General features: G+C 34.9%; 16 protein-coding genes. 13 read left to right on the top strand and 3 right to left on the bottom strand.

The annotated features are described in order from the left end of the window. Nucleotides 1-311 precede the first annotated feature (311 nt). From ACYSNX_RS08715 to ACYSNX_RS08695, 5 genes are all read left to right on the top strand, one after another. Nucleotides 312-1,670, top strand: coding sequence for a UDP-N-acetylmuramate--L-alanine ligase (locus ACYSNX_RS08715; RefSeq protein WP_461754290.1), 1,359 nt, complete (start codon nucleotides 312-314; stop codon nucleotides 1,668-1,670). A gap of 9 nt (nucleotides 1,671-1,679) precedes the next feature. After that, complete coding sequence (locus ACYSNX_RS08710; protein ID WP_461754289.1) at nucleotides 1,680-3,164, top strand: potassium/proton antiporter; 1,485 nt, start codon at nucleotides 1,680-1,682, stop codon at nucleotides 3,162-3,164. Nucleotides 3,165-3,204: 40 nt separating this feature from the next. Then, nucleotides 3,205-3,387, top strand: coding sequence for a hypothetical protein (locus tag ACYSNX_RS08705; RefSeq protein WP_461754288.1), 183 nt, complete (start codon nucleotides 3,205-3,207; stop codon nucleotides 3,385-3,387). Between the two features lie 213 nt (nucleotides 3,388-3,600). Next, on the top strand, nucleotides 3,601-3,897 hold the full coding sequence (locus ACYSNX_RS08700; protein ID WP_461754292.1) for a JAB domain-containing protein: 297 nt from the start codon (nucleotides 3,601-3,603) through the stop codon (nucleotides 3,895-3,897). Between the two features lie 48 nt (nucleotides 3,898-3,945). Then, nucleotides 3,946-4,644, top strand: a complete 699-nt coding sequence (locus ACYSNX_RS08695; protein ID WP_461754287.1) for a YjjG family noncanonical pyrimidine nucleotidase — start codon at nucleotides 3,946-3,948, stop codon at nucleotides 4,642-4,644. A 63-nt stretch (nucleotides 4,645-4,707) separates the two neighbouring features. On the opposite strand, the gene ACYSNX_RS08690 is transcribed toward ACYSNX_RS08695, so the two are convergent. The 3 genes from ACYSNX_RS08690 to rlmB form a co-directional block, all read right to left on the bottom strand. Continuing rightward, nucleotides 4,708-5,985, bottom strand: a complete 1,278-nt coding sequence (locus ACYSNX_RS08690; protein ID WP_461754286.1) for a replication-associated recombination protein A — start codon at nucleotides 5,983-5,985, stop codon at nucleotides 4,708-4,710. Between the two features lie 173 nt (nucleotides 5,986-6,158). Next, complete coding sequence (locus tag ACYSNX_RS08685; protein WP_461754285.1) at nucleotides 6,159-7,205, bottom strand: hypothetical protein; 1,047 nt, start codon at nucleotides 7,203-7,205, stop codon at nucleotides 6,159-6,161. A gap of 3 nt (nucleotides 7,206-7,208) precedes the next feature. Continuing rightward, on the bottom strand, nucleotides 7,209-7,943 hold the full coding sequence (gene rlmB / locus ACYSNX_RS08680; RefSeq protein WP_461754284.1) for a 23S rRNA (guanosine(2251)-2'-O)-methyltransferase RlmB: 735 nt from the start codon (nucleotides 7,941-7,943) through the stop codon (nucleotides 7,209-7,211). A gap of 530 nt (nucleotides 7,944-8,473) precedes the next feature. On the opposite strand from rlmB, the gene rpsL reads away from it, so the two are divergent. From rpsL to rplB, 8 genes are all read left to right on the top strand, one after another. Continuing rightward, entirely contained in the window at nucleotides 8,474-8,854 is a 381-nt protein-coding gene (gene rpsL / locus ACYSNX_RS08675) for a 30S ribosomal protein S12 (RefSeq protein ID WP_002987523.1), read from the top strand. Between the two features lie 25 nt (nucleotides 8,855-8,879). After that, nucleotides 8,880-9,356, top strand: coding sequence for a 30S ribosomal protein S7 (gene rpsG, locus ACYSNX_RS08670; RefSeq protein ID WP_461754283.1), 477 nt, complete (start codon nucleotides 8,880-8,882; stop codon nucleotides 9,354-9,356). A gap of 21 nt (nucleotides 9,357-9,377) precedes the next feature. Then, the gene (gene fusA, locus ACYSNX_RS08665; RefSeq protein WP_461754282.1) at nucleotides 9,378-11,513 is read left to right on the top strand and encodes an elongation factor G; all 2,136 of its coding nucleotides are present in this window, start codon (nucleotides 9,378-9,380) and stop codon (nucleotides 11,511-11,513) included. Nucleotides 11,514-11,525: 12 nt separating this feature from the next. Beyond that, the gene (rpsJ, locus tag ACYSNX_RS08660) at nucleotides 11,526-11,831 is read left to right on the top strand and encodes a 30S ribosomal protein S10 (RefSeq protein WP_026710316.1); all 306 of its coding nucleotides are present in this window, start codon (nucleotides 11,526-11,528) and stop codon (nucleotides 11,829-11,831) included. Nucleotides 11,832-11,931: 100 nt separating this feature from the next. Next, nucleotides 11,932-12,549: a 50S ribosomal protein L3 gene (rplC, locus tag ACYSNX_RS08655; RefSeq protein WP_461754281.1), complete on the top strand. Its 618-nt coding sequence runs from the start codon at nucleotides 11,932-11,934 to the stop codon at nucleotides 12,547-12,549. After that, nucleotides 12,549-13,178, top strand: a complete 630-nt coding sequence (gene rplD / locus ACYSNX_RS08650) for a 50S ribosomal protein L4 (RefSeq protein ID WP_461754280.1) — start codon at nucleotides 12,549-12,551, stop codon at nucleotides 13,176-13,178. The genes rplC and rplD overlap by 1 nt, the downstream gene beginning before the upstream one ends. A 7-nt stretch (nucleotides 13,179-13,185) precedes the next feature. Further along, nucleotides 13,186-13,476, top strand: a complete 291-nt coding sequence (gene rplW, locus ACYSNX_RS08645) for a 50S ribosomal protein L23 (protein WP_461754279.1) — start codon at nucleotides 13,186-13,188, stop codon at nucleotides 13,474-13,476. Nucleotides 13,477-13,482: 6 nt separating this feature from the next. Next, nucleotides 13,483-14,307: a 50S ribosomal protein L2 gene (gene rplB / locus ACYSNX_RS08640; protein WP_461754278.1), complete on the top strand. Its 825-nt coding sequence runs from the start codon at nucleotides 13,483-13,485 to the stop codon at nucleotides 14,305-14,307. Nucleotides 14,308-14,317 lie beyond the last annotated feature (10 nt).

Genomic DNA, 14,317 nt, shown 5'->3' with positions numbered 1-14,317 from the left:
AACCTGTGAATTTTAAAAAACAGGTAAATATAAACAGAAAGAGGTAAACTATAAAAGCGATTGCTTTTAATAGTTTACCTCTTTACTTTAAGCTTCTATTTTAAAAAGGGACTTTTTCAGTGCCCTCAAGAAATTTAGACATTTTTTTTTTGGTTTTCTTCCTAAATAATAGGTGTTTGGAAGAATTTTAATTGTTTTTACTAGTTATTTCGCTTTATAAGGCGTATAAATATATTCAAGCAGATTATGTAAAATAATAAAGTTGTATTTTTACCTGCAAAGAGTAGAATTCTATAAAAAAAATATATACAATGCGTTTACATTTTATCGCAATTGGGGGTAGTGCTATGCATAACTTGGCTTTAGCTATGCATGCAAATGGGCATATCGTTACTGGAAGTGACGATGTGATTTTCGAGCCTTCCAAACAAAGACTTTCTGAAAAAGGATTATTACCTAGTGAATTAGGATGGTCTGTAAATAATATTACTTCTGATATTGATGCAGTAATTCTTGGTATGCATGCTAAGGCAGATAATCCTGAGTTAATAAAAGCCAAGGAATTAGGCTTGAAAATATATTCTTACCCTGAGTTTATTTACAATCACTCTAAAGATAAGACAAGAGTTGTAATAGGTGGTTCTCATGGAAAGACTACTATAACAGCTATGGTTTTACATGTAATGAAATACCATGATAGAGATATCGATTATTTAGTTGGTGCCCAACTAGATGGTTTTGATACAATGGTACACCTTAGTGAGGACAATGAATTTATTTTAATCGAAGGGGATGAGTACTTGTCATCTGCTATAGATTTACGCCCTAAGTTTCATTTATATAACCCTAATATTGCTTTAATAAGTGGTATTGCTTGGGACCATATAAATGTGTTTCCTACGGAGGAAAACTATATTGAACAATTTAAGATCTTCATTAAGAAGATGGTTAATGGTGGTATTCTTATCTACAATAGTGAGGATTCCTTACTTAATCAAATCGTAGAAGATAGTGAACAACCTATACGTAAAATACCTTATGAAACACCAGAATATCAGGTAATAGATGGTGTTGCTTATTTAGATACTCAAGATGGCCCTATGCCATTGGAAGTATTTGGAAAACACAACTTATCTAACTTACAAGGAGCTAAGTGGGTTTGTCAGAATATGGGGATTGATGAAGAGGATTTCTATGAAGCAATTTCTAGTTTCAAAGGAGCTTCTAAGCGTTTAGAGAAAATTTATAAAGATGACAAAACGGTTGTCTTTAAAGATTTTGCTCACTCTCCATCTAAAGTTAAAGCATCTGTGGAAGCAGTAAAGGAATTATACCCTAATAGAAATGTTATAGCTTGCTTAGAACTTCATACTTATAGTAGTTTAGATCCAAGTTTTCTAACGCAATACAGAGGTACTTTAAATAAATGTGATCAAGCAATCGTTTTTTATAGTTTAGATGCAGTTAAAGTAAAAGGTTTAAAAGAGATATCTAAAGCTGAGCTAGAACAAGGCTTTGCATTACCTTCTTTAGTATCTTATACGAACTCTTCTGAATTTAAAGATTTCCTGAATAATGTAGATTTAAACAATAGTGTTTTATTGTTTATGAGTTCAGGAAATTATGGTGGTTTAGATTTAAATGAATTTTTACAAAATAGAATAACATAATAAATAAATATGTATACAATTACTCCAGAGAATATATTATTAATAGGTTCAGTTCTTTTATTTATAAGTATTTTGGCTGGCCGAACTTCCTTTAAATTTGGTATCCCTGTCTTGTTAATGTTCCTTTTTATTGGAATGTTAGCGGGCTCAGAAGGAATAGGTGGCATTTACTTTGACAACCCTTCCGTAACCCAATTTGTAGGGATGGTTTCCTTAAACTTTATATTGTTTTCTGGAGGATTAGATACTCATAAAGATGATATTCGACCCATTGCCACCCAAGGAGTTGTTTTATCGACTCTTGGTGTGTTACTGACAGCATTTGCTGTGGCTGGGTTTGTATATTATATTACTCCATTTAACTTTTTAGAATCTCTATTATTGGGTTCTATCGTGTCCTCTACTGACTCGGCTGCTGTATTCTCCATCTTAAGGAGTAAAGGCTTAGGCTTAAAGAATAATATTCGTCCAATGCTTGAATTGGAAAGTGGAAGTAATGATCCGATGGCCTATGTTTTAACCATTACTGTTATTGGGTTTATGCAAATTCCTGAAACCAGTTGGGCATCTGTTTTAGAATCTTTCGCATTACAAATGCTTATTGGTGTAGCTATAGGATACCTTATGGGGAAAGTTGGTCGTTTTGTTTTGAATAAAGTAGATCTAGGTTATGAAGGCTTATATATGGTTATAGTACTTGCCTTAATGTTCTTTACTTTCTCATTTACTGAATTAATTAAAGGGAATGGATTCTTAGCTGTTTACTTGGCAGGTTTGGTTTTGGGTAACTCTAAGATTATCCATAAAAAGCAGATTATTCGTTTCTTTGATGGTATGGCATGGATTATGCAAATTGTTTTATTCTTGACATTGGGATTGTTAGTTTTTCCTTCTGAAATTATTGCAGTGGCCGGAATAGGAATTGCTATTTCTATTTTTATGATCCTTATCGCCCGTCCCGTAGCAGTATTTATTTGCTTAGCCTTTTTTAAAATTGATATACGAACCAAAATTTTCGTATCTTGGGTAGGTTTAAGGGGAGCAGTTCCTATAGTATTTGCAACTTACCCTATGGTAGCTGGGATTCAGGGAGCGGATACAATATTTAATATAGTGTTTTTCATTACCCTTATTTCTATACTATGTCAAGGTAGTACTATTTCTATAGTGGCAAAGTGGTTAAATTTAGATTTACCTGAAACTGAGAAATTGAAAGAACAATTAGCCCTAGATTTAGACAATAGGGAAATGACCCTGATGGCAATTGTTGATGTAAAGGATTATTATCCTGTTGTGAACAAAAGCTTGGTAGATATCGATTTACCAGCAAGTGTAATCATTGCAATGATTCGTCGTAATAAACGCTTCTTTATTCCTAATGGATCTACTATTATAGAGCCTGGGGATAAGATTGTTTTTCTAGCAAGTGATAGAGAACAAAAGCGTCAAACTACTGCCTTCTTTAGAGGAGAGGGAGTTTTAGGGTTGGACTAGTTTTTAAGAGAAAGAGTATTAAATATAAATTTTTATTATTATGATTACCAATGAAGATCCTAGAGGAAATTTGCCAGAGCATGAGCAGGCAAGTTTCAAGGCATTAAGCCTAGGTATGACAGGACTAACTAATAGTGAAGTTCTTTCTTTGTTACTTTGTGACAAACAAGGTAGTGTTCAAGCTTTAGAGGCAAGCGATAAAATCCTTAGCGCTGCAAACTGAAGCTTAGAAGATTTAGCTCGTTATAATTTTCATGACTTATGTGAAATCTATGGTTTGGACAGACATGTGGTATTGCGAGTATTAGCGGCTTTTGAATTGGGGAGGAGGCGTAAGTTCATCCAAAAAAGAAAAAGTACTCCCATTACAAGTAGTGACGATGTTTATAAAATGATGCGTCCCTTACTACATGACTTACCTCACGAGGAGTTCTGAATACTAATTTTAAACAATGCCAATGTCGTTACTAATAAGGTTTGCCTAAGTAAAGGTGGTCTTATTTGTACTATTGTGGATTTGCGTATTTTATTTAAAGCTGCCTTGGATCACCGTGCAACAAGTTTGATTTTAATCCATAATCATCCTTCAGGGAATTTGATTCCTAGTGAGGCAGACTTCGCTGTTACCAAACGTATTCAAACAGGCGCTTCTACATTAGACATTCGAGTATTGGATCATGTTATTATTAGCTCAGAAGGTTTTTATAGTTTCGCAGATAAAGGAGATATATAACTAATCAACGAGCAAAAAAAGATTTTTTAATTTAAGCACATATACGAGTTGAAGACGAATAAATTTGAGGGGAAGACGGATATTTTCTTTGATCTAGATCATACTTTATGGGATTTTGAAAAGAATTCTGCCTTAGCATTTGACAAAGTAATACAAGAGTTAGAGTTGCCTTTCTCTTCTGATAAATTCTTACATTTTTATAAAGATATTAATGAAGAGTATTGGGATAAGTACAGTCTAAATTTGGTTACTAGAGAACAACTTAGGGTAGGTCGTATTACTGATACGTTTCTAGCTTTAAACCATGCTTCTAATAGTCAGCAAGTAGATCAAGTAGGGGAGTTATATCTTAATTACCTGCCAGAGTTTAATCATTTGCTAAGTGGAGCCGAAGAACTATTAATCTATCTTAAACCAAAATATGGCTTACATATTATAACTAATGGTTTTGGAAGTGTGCAACAATCTAAATTGAAAAACGCTGGTATATTAGACTATTTTAGTACTGTAACAGATTCAGAAAATGCTGGTGTGAAAAAACCAGATGCTAGAATTTTTAACTATGCTTTAGATAGTGCCAACACTAAGGTTAATCAAGCTGTTATGGTAGGTGATAATTTATTGGCAGATGTACAAGGTGCTATTGGAGTAGGAATGGATGTTATTTACTATAACGAAGGTAAAAAGCCTACTATTTTAGATGTAGCTCAAGTTCATGATTTAACACAGATTAAATTATTGCTATAAGCGTTTAAGGCTTTGTATTATGCTAAAAAAAAACCAAGAGGCAGATTGCTTCTTGGTTTTTTTTTAGTAATTATATTTTAAGTTCCATCGGTTTCTTAGAAACTCTCTAGTCGCATTTTCTCTATTGTTTGGGCCAGGATTATAAAATAAAGTTCCACTTAGCTCATCCGGTAAGAATTCTTGGAAAGCAAAGTTGTTTTCATAATCATGAGAGTACTTGTACTCTTGTCCATAACCTAATTCTTTCATTAATTTGGTTGGTGCATTTCTTAAATGAATTGGTACACTTAAGTCTCCAGTTTGTTTGACTACTTGTTGGGCTTGGCCGATGGCAAGATAAGTGGAATTACTCTTTGGCGAGGTTGCTAAATAAATGGCGCATTGACTTAGTAGAATTCTACTCTCTGGATTACCGATAACGGAAACTGCCTGAAAAGTAGAAGTTGCCATTATAAGAGCCGTTGGATTTGCATTTCCAATATCTTCTGAGGCTGCAATAACTAATCTTCTTGCGATAAACTTCACATCTTCTCCACCTTCAATCATCCTTGCAAGCCAGTATACTGCTCCATTGGGGTCACTTCCTCGAATGGACTTTATAAATGCTGAAATAATATCATAATGTTGTTCTCCAGTCTTATCATATAGAACTGTATTTTTTTGAATAATACGCATCACCATTTCATCAGTGATTATTATTTTATTGCTAGTGGTTGAATTGACAATTAGTTCAAAGGTGTTAAGAAGTTTTCGTCCATCTCCACCAGAGAGTCTAAATAAGGCTTGGGTTTGTTCGAGTATTATTTGTTTCGATTCAAGGATTTTGTCTTCTCTTAATGCACGATGTAGTAAGTTCTCTAAATCCTCCTTTACGAAGGCATTTAGGGTGTATACTTGGCAACGAGATAAAAGGGCTGGTATAACTTCAAAGCTTGGGTTTTCTGTTGTTGCCCCTATAAGAGTTACCCATCCTTTCTCCACTGCTCCAAGTAAAGAGTCTTGTTGAGATTTGCTAAAGCGATGGATCTCGTCAATAAAGAGTATAGGGTTTTTAGCAGTAAACAACCCTGGTGCAGCTTTAGCTTTATCGATGACTTCACGAATGTCTTTAACTCCTGCATTAATTGCACTTAGTGCAAAGAAAGGTCTTTCACTTTGCTGAGCAATGATTTGGGCTAAAGTAGTTTTGCCCGTGCCAGGAGGTCCCCAGAAAATCATAGATGGGATAAAACCCATTTTCAATTGGTTGGTAAGGATACCATTTGGTCCAACTAAATGACTTTGACTGACATATTGATCTAAGGTACGAGGTCTAACTCTTTCTGCTAAAGGTGCATCCATAATTGATTTATTTGTAGTGTAAAAATACAATGCTTTTTCAAAGTTACAATATAATTCTTTATGTAGATTTAGCTGTTGTAAAGCCAGAATGTTCAGAGAGGGTATAGTTCTTAGAGCAGCTGCTAAATAATCATTCTTATTTTTTTAATTGTTCTTTAGGGAAGAGTATAGTTTTATAAAGGACTTTTGTAGTTTCGGATAACAAAATCTAAAACAATTTGTAAGATGTCTCCCATGGATTGACAGGTTTTAAACTTTATATCTTTAGTTATTTTAAATAAACCCATTTTAAGTTCATCAACTCTGTTAGGGGTAGAGATGCGGTCTTGTCTCATTACCTTAACCAAGTTTTCAACTCTTTCTTTATTGCTCGTAGTACGTCTAACAAGTACAGATCTTATTTCTTTACGGTATTGTTCGATAGAGTTTTGTTTTAGTTTTTTTAATACCATATCAACCATAACAAAATTCTCTTTGTAAAATTGAGGTAAATAAAACTTATAGTTACCCTCATAGGCTTCTTGATCGAAGTCTATGGCTCTAATTTTGTAGTTTACTTGATCAAAATCATGGGTGGGAATAACTACATAATTATAGGAGCGCATATCACCTAATAATCCAATGAAGCATTTTTCATTGAATTTAACAAACTCTTTTGCAATTTGGGATTTTTCTAATTCTGTACACTTTGGAAGATAATCAGCAATGAATATGTCTCCTGGTATTCCTAATATATGCTCTTCAATTAATGTGTCTTCATACACCAGGTAGTTCATAGTATAAGGAGAAAGCATTTCCTCTACTTCTAAACCATATATTCTCGAAGCATCTGCTTTTTTTATATACAAGTTTGTGAAGTTATCATTTAAGACATTTCTTACTCGAATCCTAAAGGGTTTTGAGTTTCCAAAAGAACAATAATCTATACTGTCGATAGTTAAGTATGCAATAGAATCTAGTCCACCATCTGAATGTAAAAAGGTATATGCTCTAATTAGAGAAGCTTTTATTTCTTCATATTCAAATTCGGGATAGTAAACTCTAAGCCATAAAGTGTCATTTCCATGTTCATCCTCTAAGTTGATGTAGCCTGAGAATCGCATTAGATCTTCATAGGATACACTAGTTGTGGTGATACGTTTATATTTTTCCAAATATGCCCTTAGTAAAGGGCTTATTTGGAAATGGGGTTTTTTCTTTAAGGCTTTAATGTCTTTCAATGTTTATCTTCTTTGTCTGATTGCTTCATATAGGAAAGCTCCACAAGCAACAGATACATTTAAAGAATCAATTACACTATGCATAGGTAATTTAGCTTGTTGGTCAATTATTTTTAAAACAGAAGGATTGATTCCTCTATCTTCACTTCCCATGATTATAGCTAAAGGTACGTTTAAATCTGTATCATAGATCAAATTTTCTGCTTTTTCTGTAGCACCTAATGTAATGACACCAGAACCTTGTAGGTAAAACACAGCATCTTTAATATGATCTACTTTACAAATAGGGATGTTAAATACAGCTCCAGCTGAAGTTTTTACTGTATCTCCGTTTACTGGAGCAGCTCCATTTTTAGAAATAATTATTCCGTCTACTCCACAACATACAGCTGTACGGATAATAGCACCAAAGTTTCTCGCATCAGAAAGTTGGTCCAGGATTAAAAAAAGAGGCTTGTCTTTGTTTTCTAAAACCGATTCCACTAATGTTTCTAATGGTACAAAAGAAATTGGCGCAATACTAGCAACAGCACCTTGGTGATTCTTGCTTGTAAGGCGATTTAGTTTTTCAACTGGTACATAAGAAAAGTTAATGTTATTCTTTTTTAGAGCTTTAAGAAGACTACTCATTAGTTCTCCATTAGCATCTTTTTGAATAAATACTTTGTCTATATCTTTTCCTGCTTCGATGGCTTCGATAATTGCGCGAATACCAAAAATTTGATTGTCTTTGTCCATGATACAAAGGTAAATATATTTTGTTATAGTAATAGGACACTAAGCTAAACTTATTGACTTAATCTTGTTTTTTGCTGTGTTGTTTGTCCGTTGTTGATAAAGCCAGTAGGTCAGTAAAGATTTTGGAATTGTGTTATTATGGAATAATAATAATTAATTAAAAGTAAGTGGAAGACTTTATTAGGTAATAACTAATTTTAAAGAGGGGGGCTGTAATCAAGTTATTGTATGTTAAAACATTATTAATAAATAAAGTTTTTTATCTGTGTTTTTTTCCTTTTGATCTCCAAAGTAAGGATGTTATTTTGTTATTAAATAACTTTCATGCCTTAGTTTATCTTGCTTTTTGAACCCTTAGTGTTGATTTTAAGATAGCTGGCTCTTTAATTAAAGATTATTTTGATGAAAAAAAAAGAACAATATCATTGAAAATTAGTGTTTTGCCTTTTGAAAAACAAAATAAAGTTTATACATTTGCAACCCCGTATATAGTGCGGGATAATATATTGTAGAAATTATTAATAAACATTATGCCAACAATTCAACAATTAGTAAGAACAGGGAGAACCCAATTGACTAAGAAGAGTAAATCGGTTGCTTTGGATTCTTGTCCTCAAAGAAGAGGTGTTTGTACACGTGTTTATACTACTACGCCAAAAAAACCTAACTCTGCAATGCGTAAAGTTGCAAGGGTACGTTTGACAAATGGTAATGAAGTAAACGCTTACATCCCAGGTGAAGGACACAATTTACAAGAGCACTCGATAGTATTAGTTAGAGGTGGAAGGGTGAAAGATTTGCCAGGTGTTAGATACCACATCGTACGTGGAGCTTTGGATACTGCTGGAGTAAACGGTAGAACACAAAGAAGATCTAAATACGGAGCAAAACGCCCTAAAGACAAAAAATAATCGTATAAACGTTTAAGAACAAGACATGAGAAAAAGACAGGCTAAAAAGAGACCTCTTTTACCGGATCCAAAGTTTAATGACCAGTTAGTAACACGTTTCGTGAATAACTTAATGTGGGATGGGAAAAAGTCTACAGCGTTTAAAGTTTTCTATGATGCTTTAGCAATTGTAGAAGAGAAAAAGCAAGATGAAGAAAAAACTTCATTAGATATGTGGAAAGATGCATTAACTAACGTTATGCCACACGTAGAGGTTCGTTCTCGTCGTGTTGGAGGAGCTACTTTCCAAATTCCAATGCAAATTCGTCCAGATAGAAAAATTTCTATGGCGATGAAATGGATGATTTTATATGCTAGAAGAAGAAATGAGAAATCTATGGCTGCTAAATTAGCATCTGAAATTTTAGCTGCGGCTAAAGAGGAAGGAGCTGCTGTTAAGAAGAGAATGGATACTCATAAGATGGCTGAAGCAAATAAAGCATTCTCTCACTTTAGATTTTAATCCATACAGAAACTATATACAATGGCAAGAGATTTAAAATATACAAGAAATATTGGTATCGCTGCTCACATCGATGCTGGTAAAACTACGACTACAGAGCGTATTTTGTTCTATACAGGTAAAAATCACAAAATGGGAGAGACTCACGAAGGATCTTCTACGATGGACTGGATGGAGCAAGAGGCTGAAAGAGGTATTACTATTACTTCAGCTGCGACTACTTGTACGTGGAGTTTCCCAACGAAACAAGGTGAGAAGACACCTGAGTCAATGGAATACCACTTCAATATTATTGATACTCCGGGACACGTTGACTTTACAGTAGAAGTTAACCGTTCTTTACGTGTATTAGATGGATTAGTTTTCTTATTTAGTGCAGTTGATGGTGTTGAGCCACAGTCTGAAACTAACTGGAGATTAGCTGATAACTACAAAGTTCCTCGTATGGGGTTTGTTAACAAAATGGACCGTCAAGGTGCAAACTTTTTAGGAGTTGTTCAGCAAGTTAAGGATATGTTGAAGTCAAATGCTGTGCCAATTGTTTTACCAATTGGTGATGAAGCTGACTTTAAAGGTATCGTTGACTTAGTTAAAAACCGCGCTATCGTATGGCATGATGAGAATCACGGAACGACTTTTGACGTTGTGGAGATTCCTGCTGATATGGTTGATGATGTAAAAAAATACAGAGGTCAATTAATCGAAGAAGTTGCTGGTTATGACGAAAACTTATTAGAAAAATATATGATGGATGAGTCTTCTATCTCAGAAGATGAAGTTCATGCTGCACTTAGAGCTGCTACTTTAGATATGAGTATTATACCTATGACTTGTGGTTCTTCTTTCAAAAACAAAGGAGTGCAGTTTATGTTGGACGCAGTATGTCGTTACTTACCTTCTCCAATGGATAAGGAAGCTATTGAAGGTACTGATCCAGATACAGAGGAGCCAATTTCTCGTAAACCATCTGTAAACGAGCCTTTCTCAGCTTTAGCATTTAAGATTGCTACAGATCCTTTCGTAGGGCGCTTGGCTTTCTTTAGAACTTATTCAGGACACTTAGACGCAGGTTCTTATGTATTGAATACTCGTTCAGGAAGCAAAGAGCGTATTTCTCGTATTTACCAAATGCACGCTAATAAGCAAAATGCAGTTGAGTACATTGAGGCAGGAGATATCGGTGCAGCAGTAGGATTTAAAGATATCAAAACAGGAGATACTCTTTGTGATGAGAAAAACCCTATTGTTTTAGAGAGTATGATTTTCCCAGACCCAGTAATTGGGGTAGCTATTGAGCCTAAAACTAAGGCGGATATGGATAAAATGGGTACTGCTCTTGCTAAATTAGCGGAAGAAGATCCAACATTCACGGTTAAAACAGATAAGGCTTCAGGTCAAACTGTTATTTCTGGAATGGGAGAGCTACACTTAGATGTATTGATCGACCGTATGAAGCGTGAATTCAAAGTAGAGGTTAACCAAGGTGAGCCTCAAGTTGAATACAAAGAAGCACTTACACGTGGAGCTCAACACAGAGAAGTTTACAAAAAACAATCTGGTGGACGTGGTAAGTTCGCGGATATTGTGTTTACTATCGGTCCTGCAGAGGATGTTGATGGTAAGCCATTCGTAGGATTACAGTTCGTAAATGAAGTGAAAGGTGGTAACGTTCCTAAAGAATATATCCCTTCTGTAGAGAAAGGATTTAGAGAGGCTATGAAGCAAGGACCTTTAGCTGGATTCGAAATGGATTCAATGAAAGTTACTTTAACTGATGGTTCTTTCCACGCGGTTGACTCTGATGCTTTATCTTTCGAATTAGCTGCGAAAATGGGATATAGAGACTCAGCTAAAGCTGCAGGAGCTGTTATTTTAGAGCCTATTATGAAATTAGAAGTGTTAACTCCAGAGGAGAACATGGGTGATATCGTAGGGGATTTAAACCGTCGTCGTGGTCAAATCAACAGTATGGATGATAGAAATGGAGCTAAAGTTGTTAAAGCTTCTGTGCCATTATCGGAAATGTTCGGATATGTAACTACATTAAGAACATTATCATCAGGTAGAGCTACTTCTGTTATGGAGTTCTCTCACTATGCTGAAACACCTTCTAACATTGCAGAAGCTGTAATTGAAAAAGCAAAAGGAAACGCTTAATCTTAGAGAAAAATGAGTCAAAAAATCAGAATAAAATTAAAATCTTACGATCACATGTTGGTTGATAAATCAGCAGAGAAAATCGTAAAAACTGTAAAGAGTACTGGAGCTGTTGTAACAGGACCAATTCCTTTACCTACACACAAAAAGATATTTACTGTTCTTCGTTCTCCTCACGTTAACAAAAAAGCGAGAGAGCAATTCGAAGTTAGTTCATATAAAAGATTATTAGATATCTATTCTTCATCTTCAAAAACAATTGATGCTTTAATGAAATTAGAGTTACCAAGTGGAGTTGAAGTAGAGATCAAAGTGTGATAATCTACCGAAGATAAAACTTCTAAACTAAGTGCAATTTATCTTGCACTTAGTTTAAATAAACAATAAGAAAATAAATTTCATAATTAAATAAATATTTATGTCTGGGTTAATTGGAAAAAAAATCGGCATGACTAGTATTTTCGATGAAAATGGAAAGAATATTCCATGTACAGTAATCGAATGTGGTCCAAATGTCGTTACCCAAGTCAGAACCATAGAGGTTGACGGGTATGACGCGTTACAACTTGGTTTCGATGACAAGACAGATAAACATGCTACTAAAGCTGAGTTAGGTCACTTTAAAAAAGCTGGTACGTCTGCTAAAAGAAAAGTCGTTGAAATTAAGGAGTTCAAAGGTGAGTATAAATTAGGAGATGTTATCTCTGCTGATTTATTCGAAGAAGGTGAGTACGTAGATGTACAAGGTGTTTCTAAAGGTAAAGGATTCCAAGGGGTTGTTAAGCGTCACGGATTCGGTGGAGTAGGTCAAGTTACTCACGGACAAAAAAACCGTTTAAGAGCGCCAGGATCTATTGGAGCGTCATCTTATCCTTCAAGAGTATTTAAAGGAATGCGAATGGCAGGAAGAACTGGAGGAGTTAATGTAACAATACAAAACCTTAGAGTTTTAAAAGTAGTTGCTGAAAAGAACCTACTTGTAGTTAAAGGAGCAGTTCCTGGACACAAAAACTCTTATGTAATCGTTCAGAAGTAATGGAAGTACAAGTTTTAGATATCACAGGAAAAGATACTGGTAGAAAAGTTGAACTTTTAGATTCAGTATTCGGTATAGAACCAAATAATCACGCAGTTTACCTTGATGTTAAGCAATATTTAGCAAATCAAAGACAAGGTACTAGCAAGGCTAAAGAAAGAGCTGAAATTGCTGGAAGTACTCGTAAGATTAAAAAACAAAAAGGAACAGGAACGGCTAGAGCAGGAAGCATAAAAAATCCACTTTTCAGAGGTGGAGGTAGAGTTTTCGGACCAAGACCAAGAAGTTTCTCTTTAAAATTAAATAAGAGTTTAAAACGTTTAGCGAGAAAATCTGCTTTATCTATTATGGTAAAGGAATCAAATTTAATCGTTGTTGAAAACTTTAATTTTGAAACACCAAGTACTAAAAATTTCATCAACGTTTTGAATGCTTTAGGATTGGAAAATAAAAAATCTCTATTTGTGTTGGGTGAATCAAATAAAAATGTATATTTGTCATCACGCAATTTAGAGAAGGCTACTGTTGTAACTAACTCAGAACTAAGCACTTACGGTATTTTAAATGCTGGAAGAGTTGTGTTAACTGAGGGTTCTGTAGCAGGAATTGTAGAAAACTTAAGTAAATAATAGGAGCATGAGTGTTTTAATTAAACCTATAATTACAGAAAAAATAACTAAAGACGGCGAAATTTTCGGCCGCTTTGGTTTTGTAGTTGATAGAAGAGCTAACAAAATCGAGATCAAAAAAGCTGTTGAGGCAGCTTACGGAGTTACTGTTGTTGGTGTAAATACTATGAACTATGCTGCGAAGCGTTCTGTTAAGTACACGAAAAGTGGTATGATCAACGCTAAAACTAATGCTTATAAGAAAGCAGTAGTTGAATTGAAAGAAGGAGAGAGTATAGACTTTTATTCAAATATCTAATAAACAATGTCAGTTAGAAAATTAAAACCTATTACCCCAGGTCAGCGTTTTAGAGTTGTGAATAGTTTTGACGCTATTACAACTGATAAGCCGGAGCGTAGTTTACTAGCACCGAAAAAAAAATCTGGAGGTAGAAATAGTCAAGGAAAAATGACCATGCGCTACATGGGTGGTGGTCATAAGCAAAGATATCGTGTGATTGATTTTAAAAGAGCAAAAGTTGGAATTCCAGCTACTGTGAAATCAATCGAATACGATCCAAACCGTTCAGCATTTATTTCATTAATTGCTTACGCGGATGGAGCAAAAGCTTACGTTATCGCTCAAAGCGGTATGAAAGTAGGACAAACTGTAGTTTCTGGACCAGATGCGTCACCAGAAGTCGGTAATGCAATGCCTTTAAGAAATATTCCTTTAGGAACTGTTATTTCTTGTATCGAACTACGTCCTGGACAAGGAGCAGTTATCGCTCGTTCAGCAGGTACTTTCGCTCAGTTAGTTGCAAGAGATGGTAAGTATGCTACTATTAAAATGCCTTCTGGAGAAATCCGTTTGATTTTATTAGAATGTGTTGCTACTATCGGAGCTGTTTCTAATCATGATCACCAATTGATTGTTTCTGGTAAAGCTGGTAGATCTAGATGGTTAGGAAGAAGACCAAGAACAAGAGCTGTAGCAATGAACCCAGTAGATCACCCAATGGGAGGTGGAGAAGGTCGTTCGTCAGGAGGACATCCACGTTCAAGAAAAGGGTTGCCTGCTAAAGGGTACAGAACTCGTTCTAAAGTTAAGTCGAGTAACAAGTATATCGTTGAACGTAGAAAGAAATAAAAGATTAAGA

This window comes from Myroides sp. LJL115, assembly GCF_054871665.1.
This window is presented reverse-complemented; position numbering and strand designations above follow the sequence as displayed.

Bases quoted from the DNA above. Each gene is read 5' to 3' on its own strand.
- ACYSNX_RS08715 (WP_461754290.1), top strand. From the start codon at position 312: ATGCGTTTACATTTTATCGCAATTGGGGGTAGTGCTATGCATAACTTG.
- ACYSNX_RS08710 (WP_461754289.1), top strand. From the start codon at position 1,680: ATGTATACAATTACTCCAGAGAATATATTATTAATAGGTTCAGTTCTT.
- ACYSNX_RS08705 (WP_461754288.1), top strand. From the start codon at position 3,205: ATGATTACCAATGAAGATCCTAGAGGAAATTTGCCAGAGCATGAGCAG.
- ACYSNX_RS08690 (WP_461754286.1), bottom strand. From the start codon at position 5,985: ATGGATGCACCTTTAGCAGAAAGAGTTAGACCTCGTACCTTAGATCAA.
- rlmB (WP_461754284.1), bottom strand. From the start codon at position 7,943: ATGGACAAAGACAATCAAATTTTTGGTATTCGCGCAATTATCGAAGCC.
- rpsL (WP_002987523.1), top strand. From the start codon at position 8,474: ATGCCAACAATTCAACAATTAGTAAGAACAGGGAGAACCCAATTGACT.
- rpsG (WP_461754283.1), top strand. From the start codon at position 8,880: ATGAGAAAAAGACAGGCTAAAAAGAGACCTCTTTTACCGGATCCAAAG.
- fusA (WP_461754282.1), top strand. From the start codon at position 9,378: ATGGCAAGAGATTTAAAATATACAAGAAATATTGGTATCGCTGCTCAC.
- rpsJ (WP_026710316.1), top strand. From the start codon at position 11,526: ATGAGTCAAAAAATCAGAATAAAATTAAAATCTTACGATCACATGTTG.
- rplC (WP_461754281.1), top strand. From the start codon at position 11,932: ATGTCTGGGTTAATTGGAAAAAAAATCGGCATGACTAGTATTTTCGAT.
- rplD (WP_461754280.1), top strand. From the start codon at position 12,549: ATGGAAGTACAAGTTTTAGATATCACAGGAAAAGATACTGGTAGAAAA.
- rplW (WP_461754279.1), top strand. From the start codon at position 13,186: ATGAGTGTTTTAATTAAACCTATAATTACAGAAAAAATAACTAAAGAC.
- rplB (WP_461754278.1), top strand. From the start codon at position 13,483: ATGTCAGTTAGAAAATTAAAACCTATTACCCCAGGTCAGCGTTTTAGA.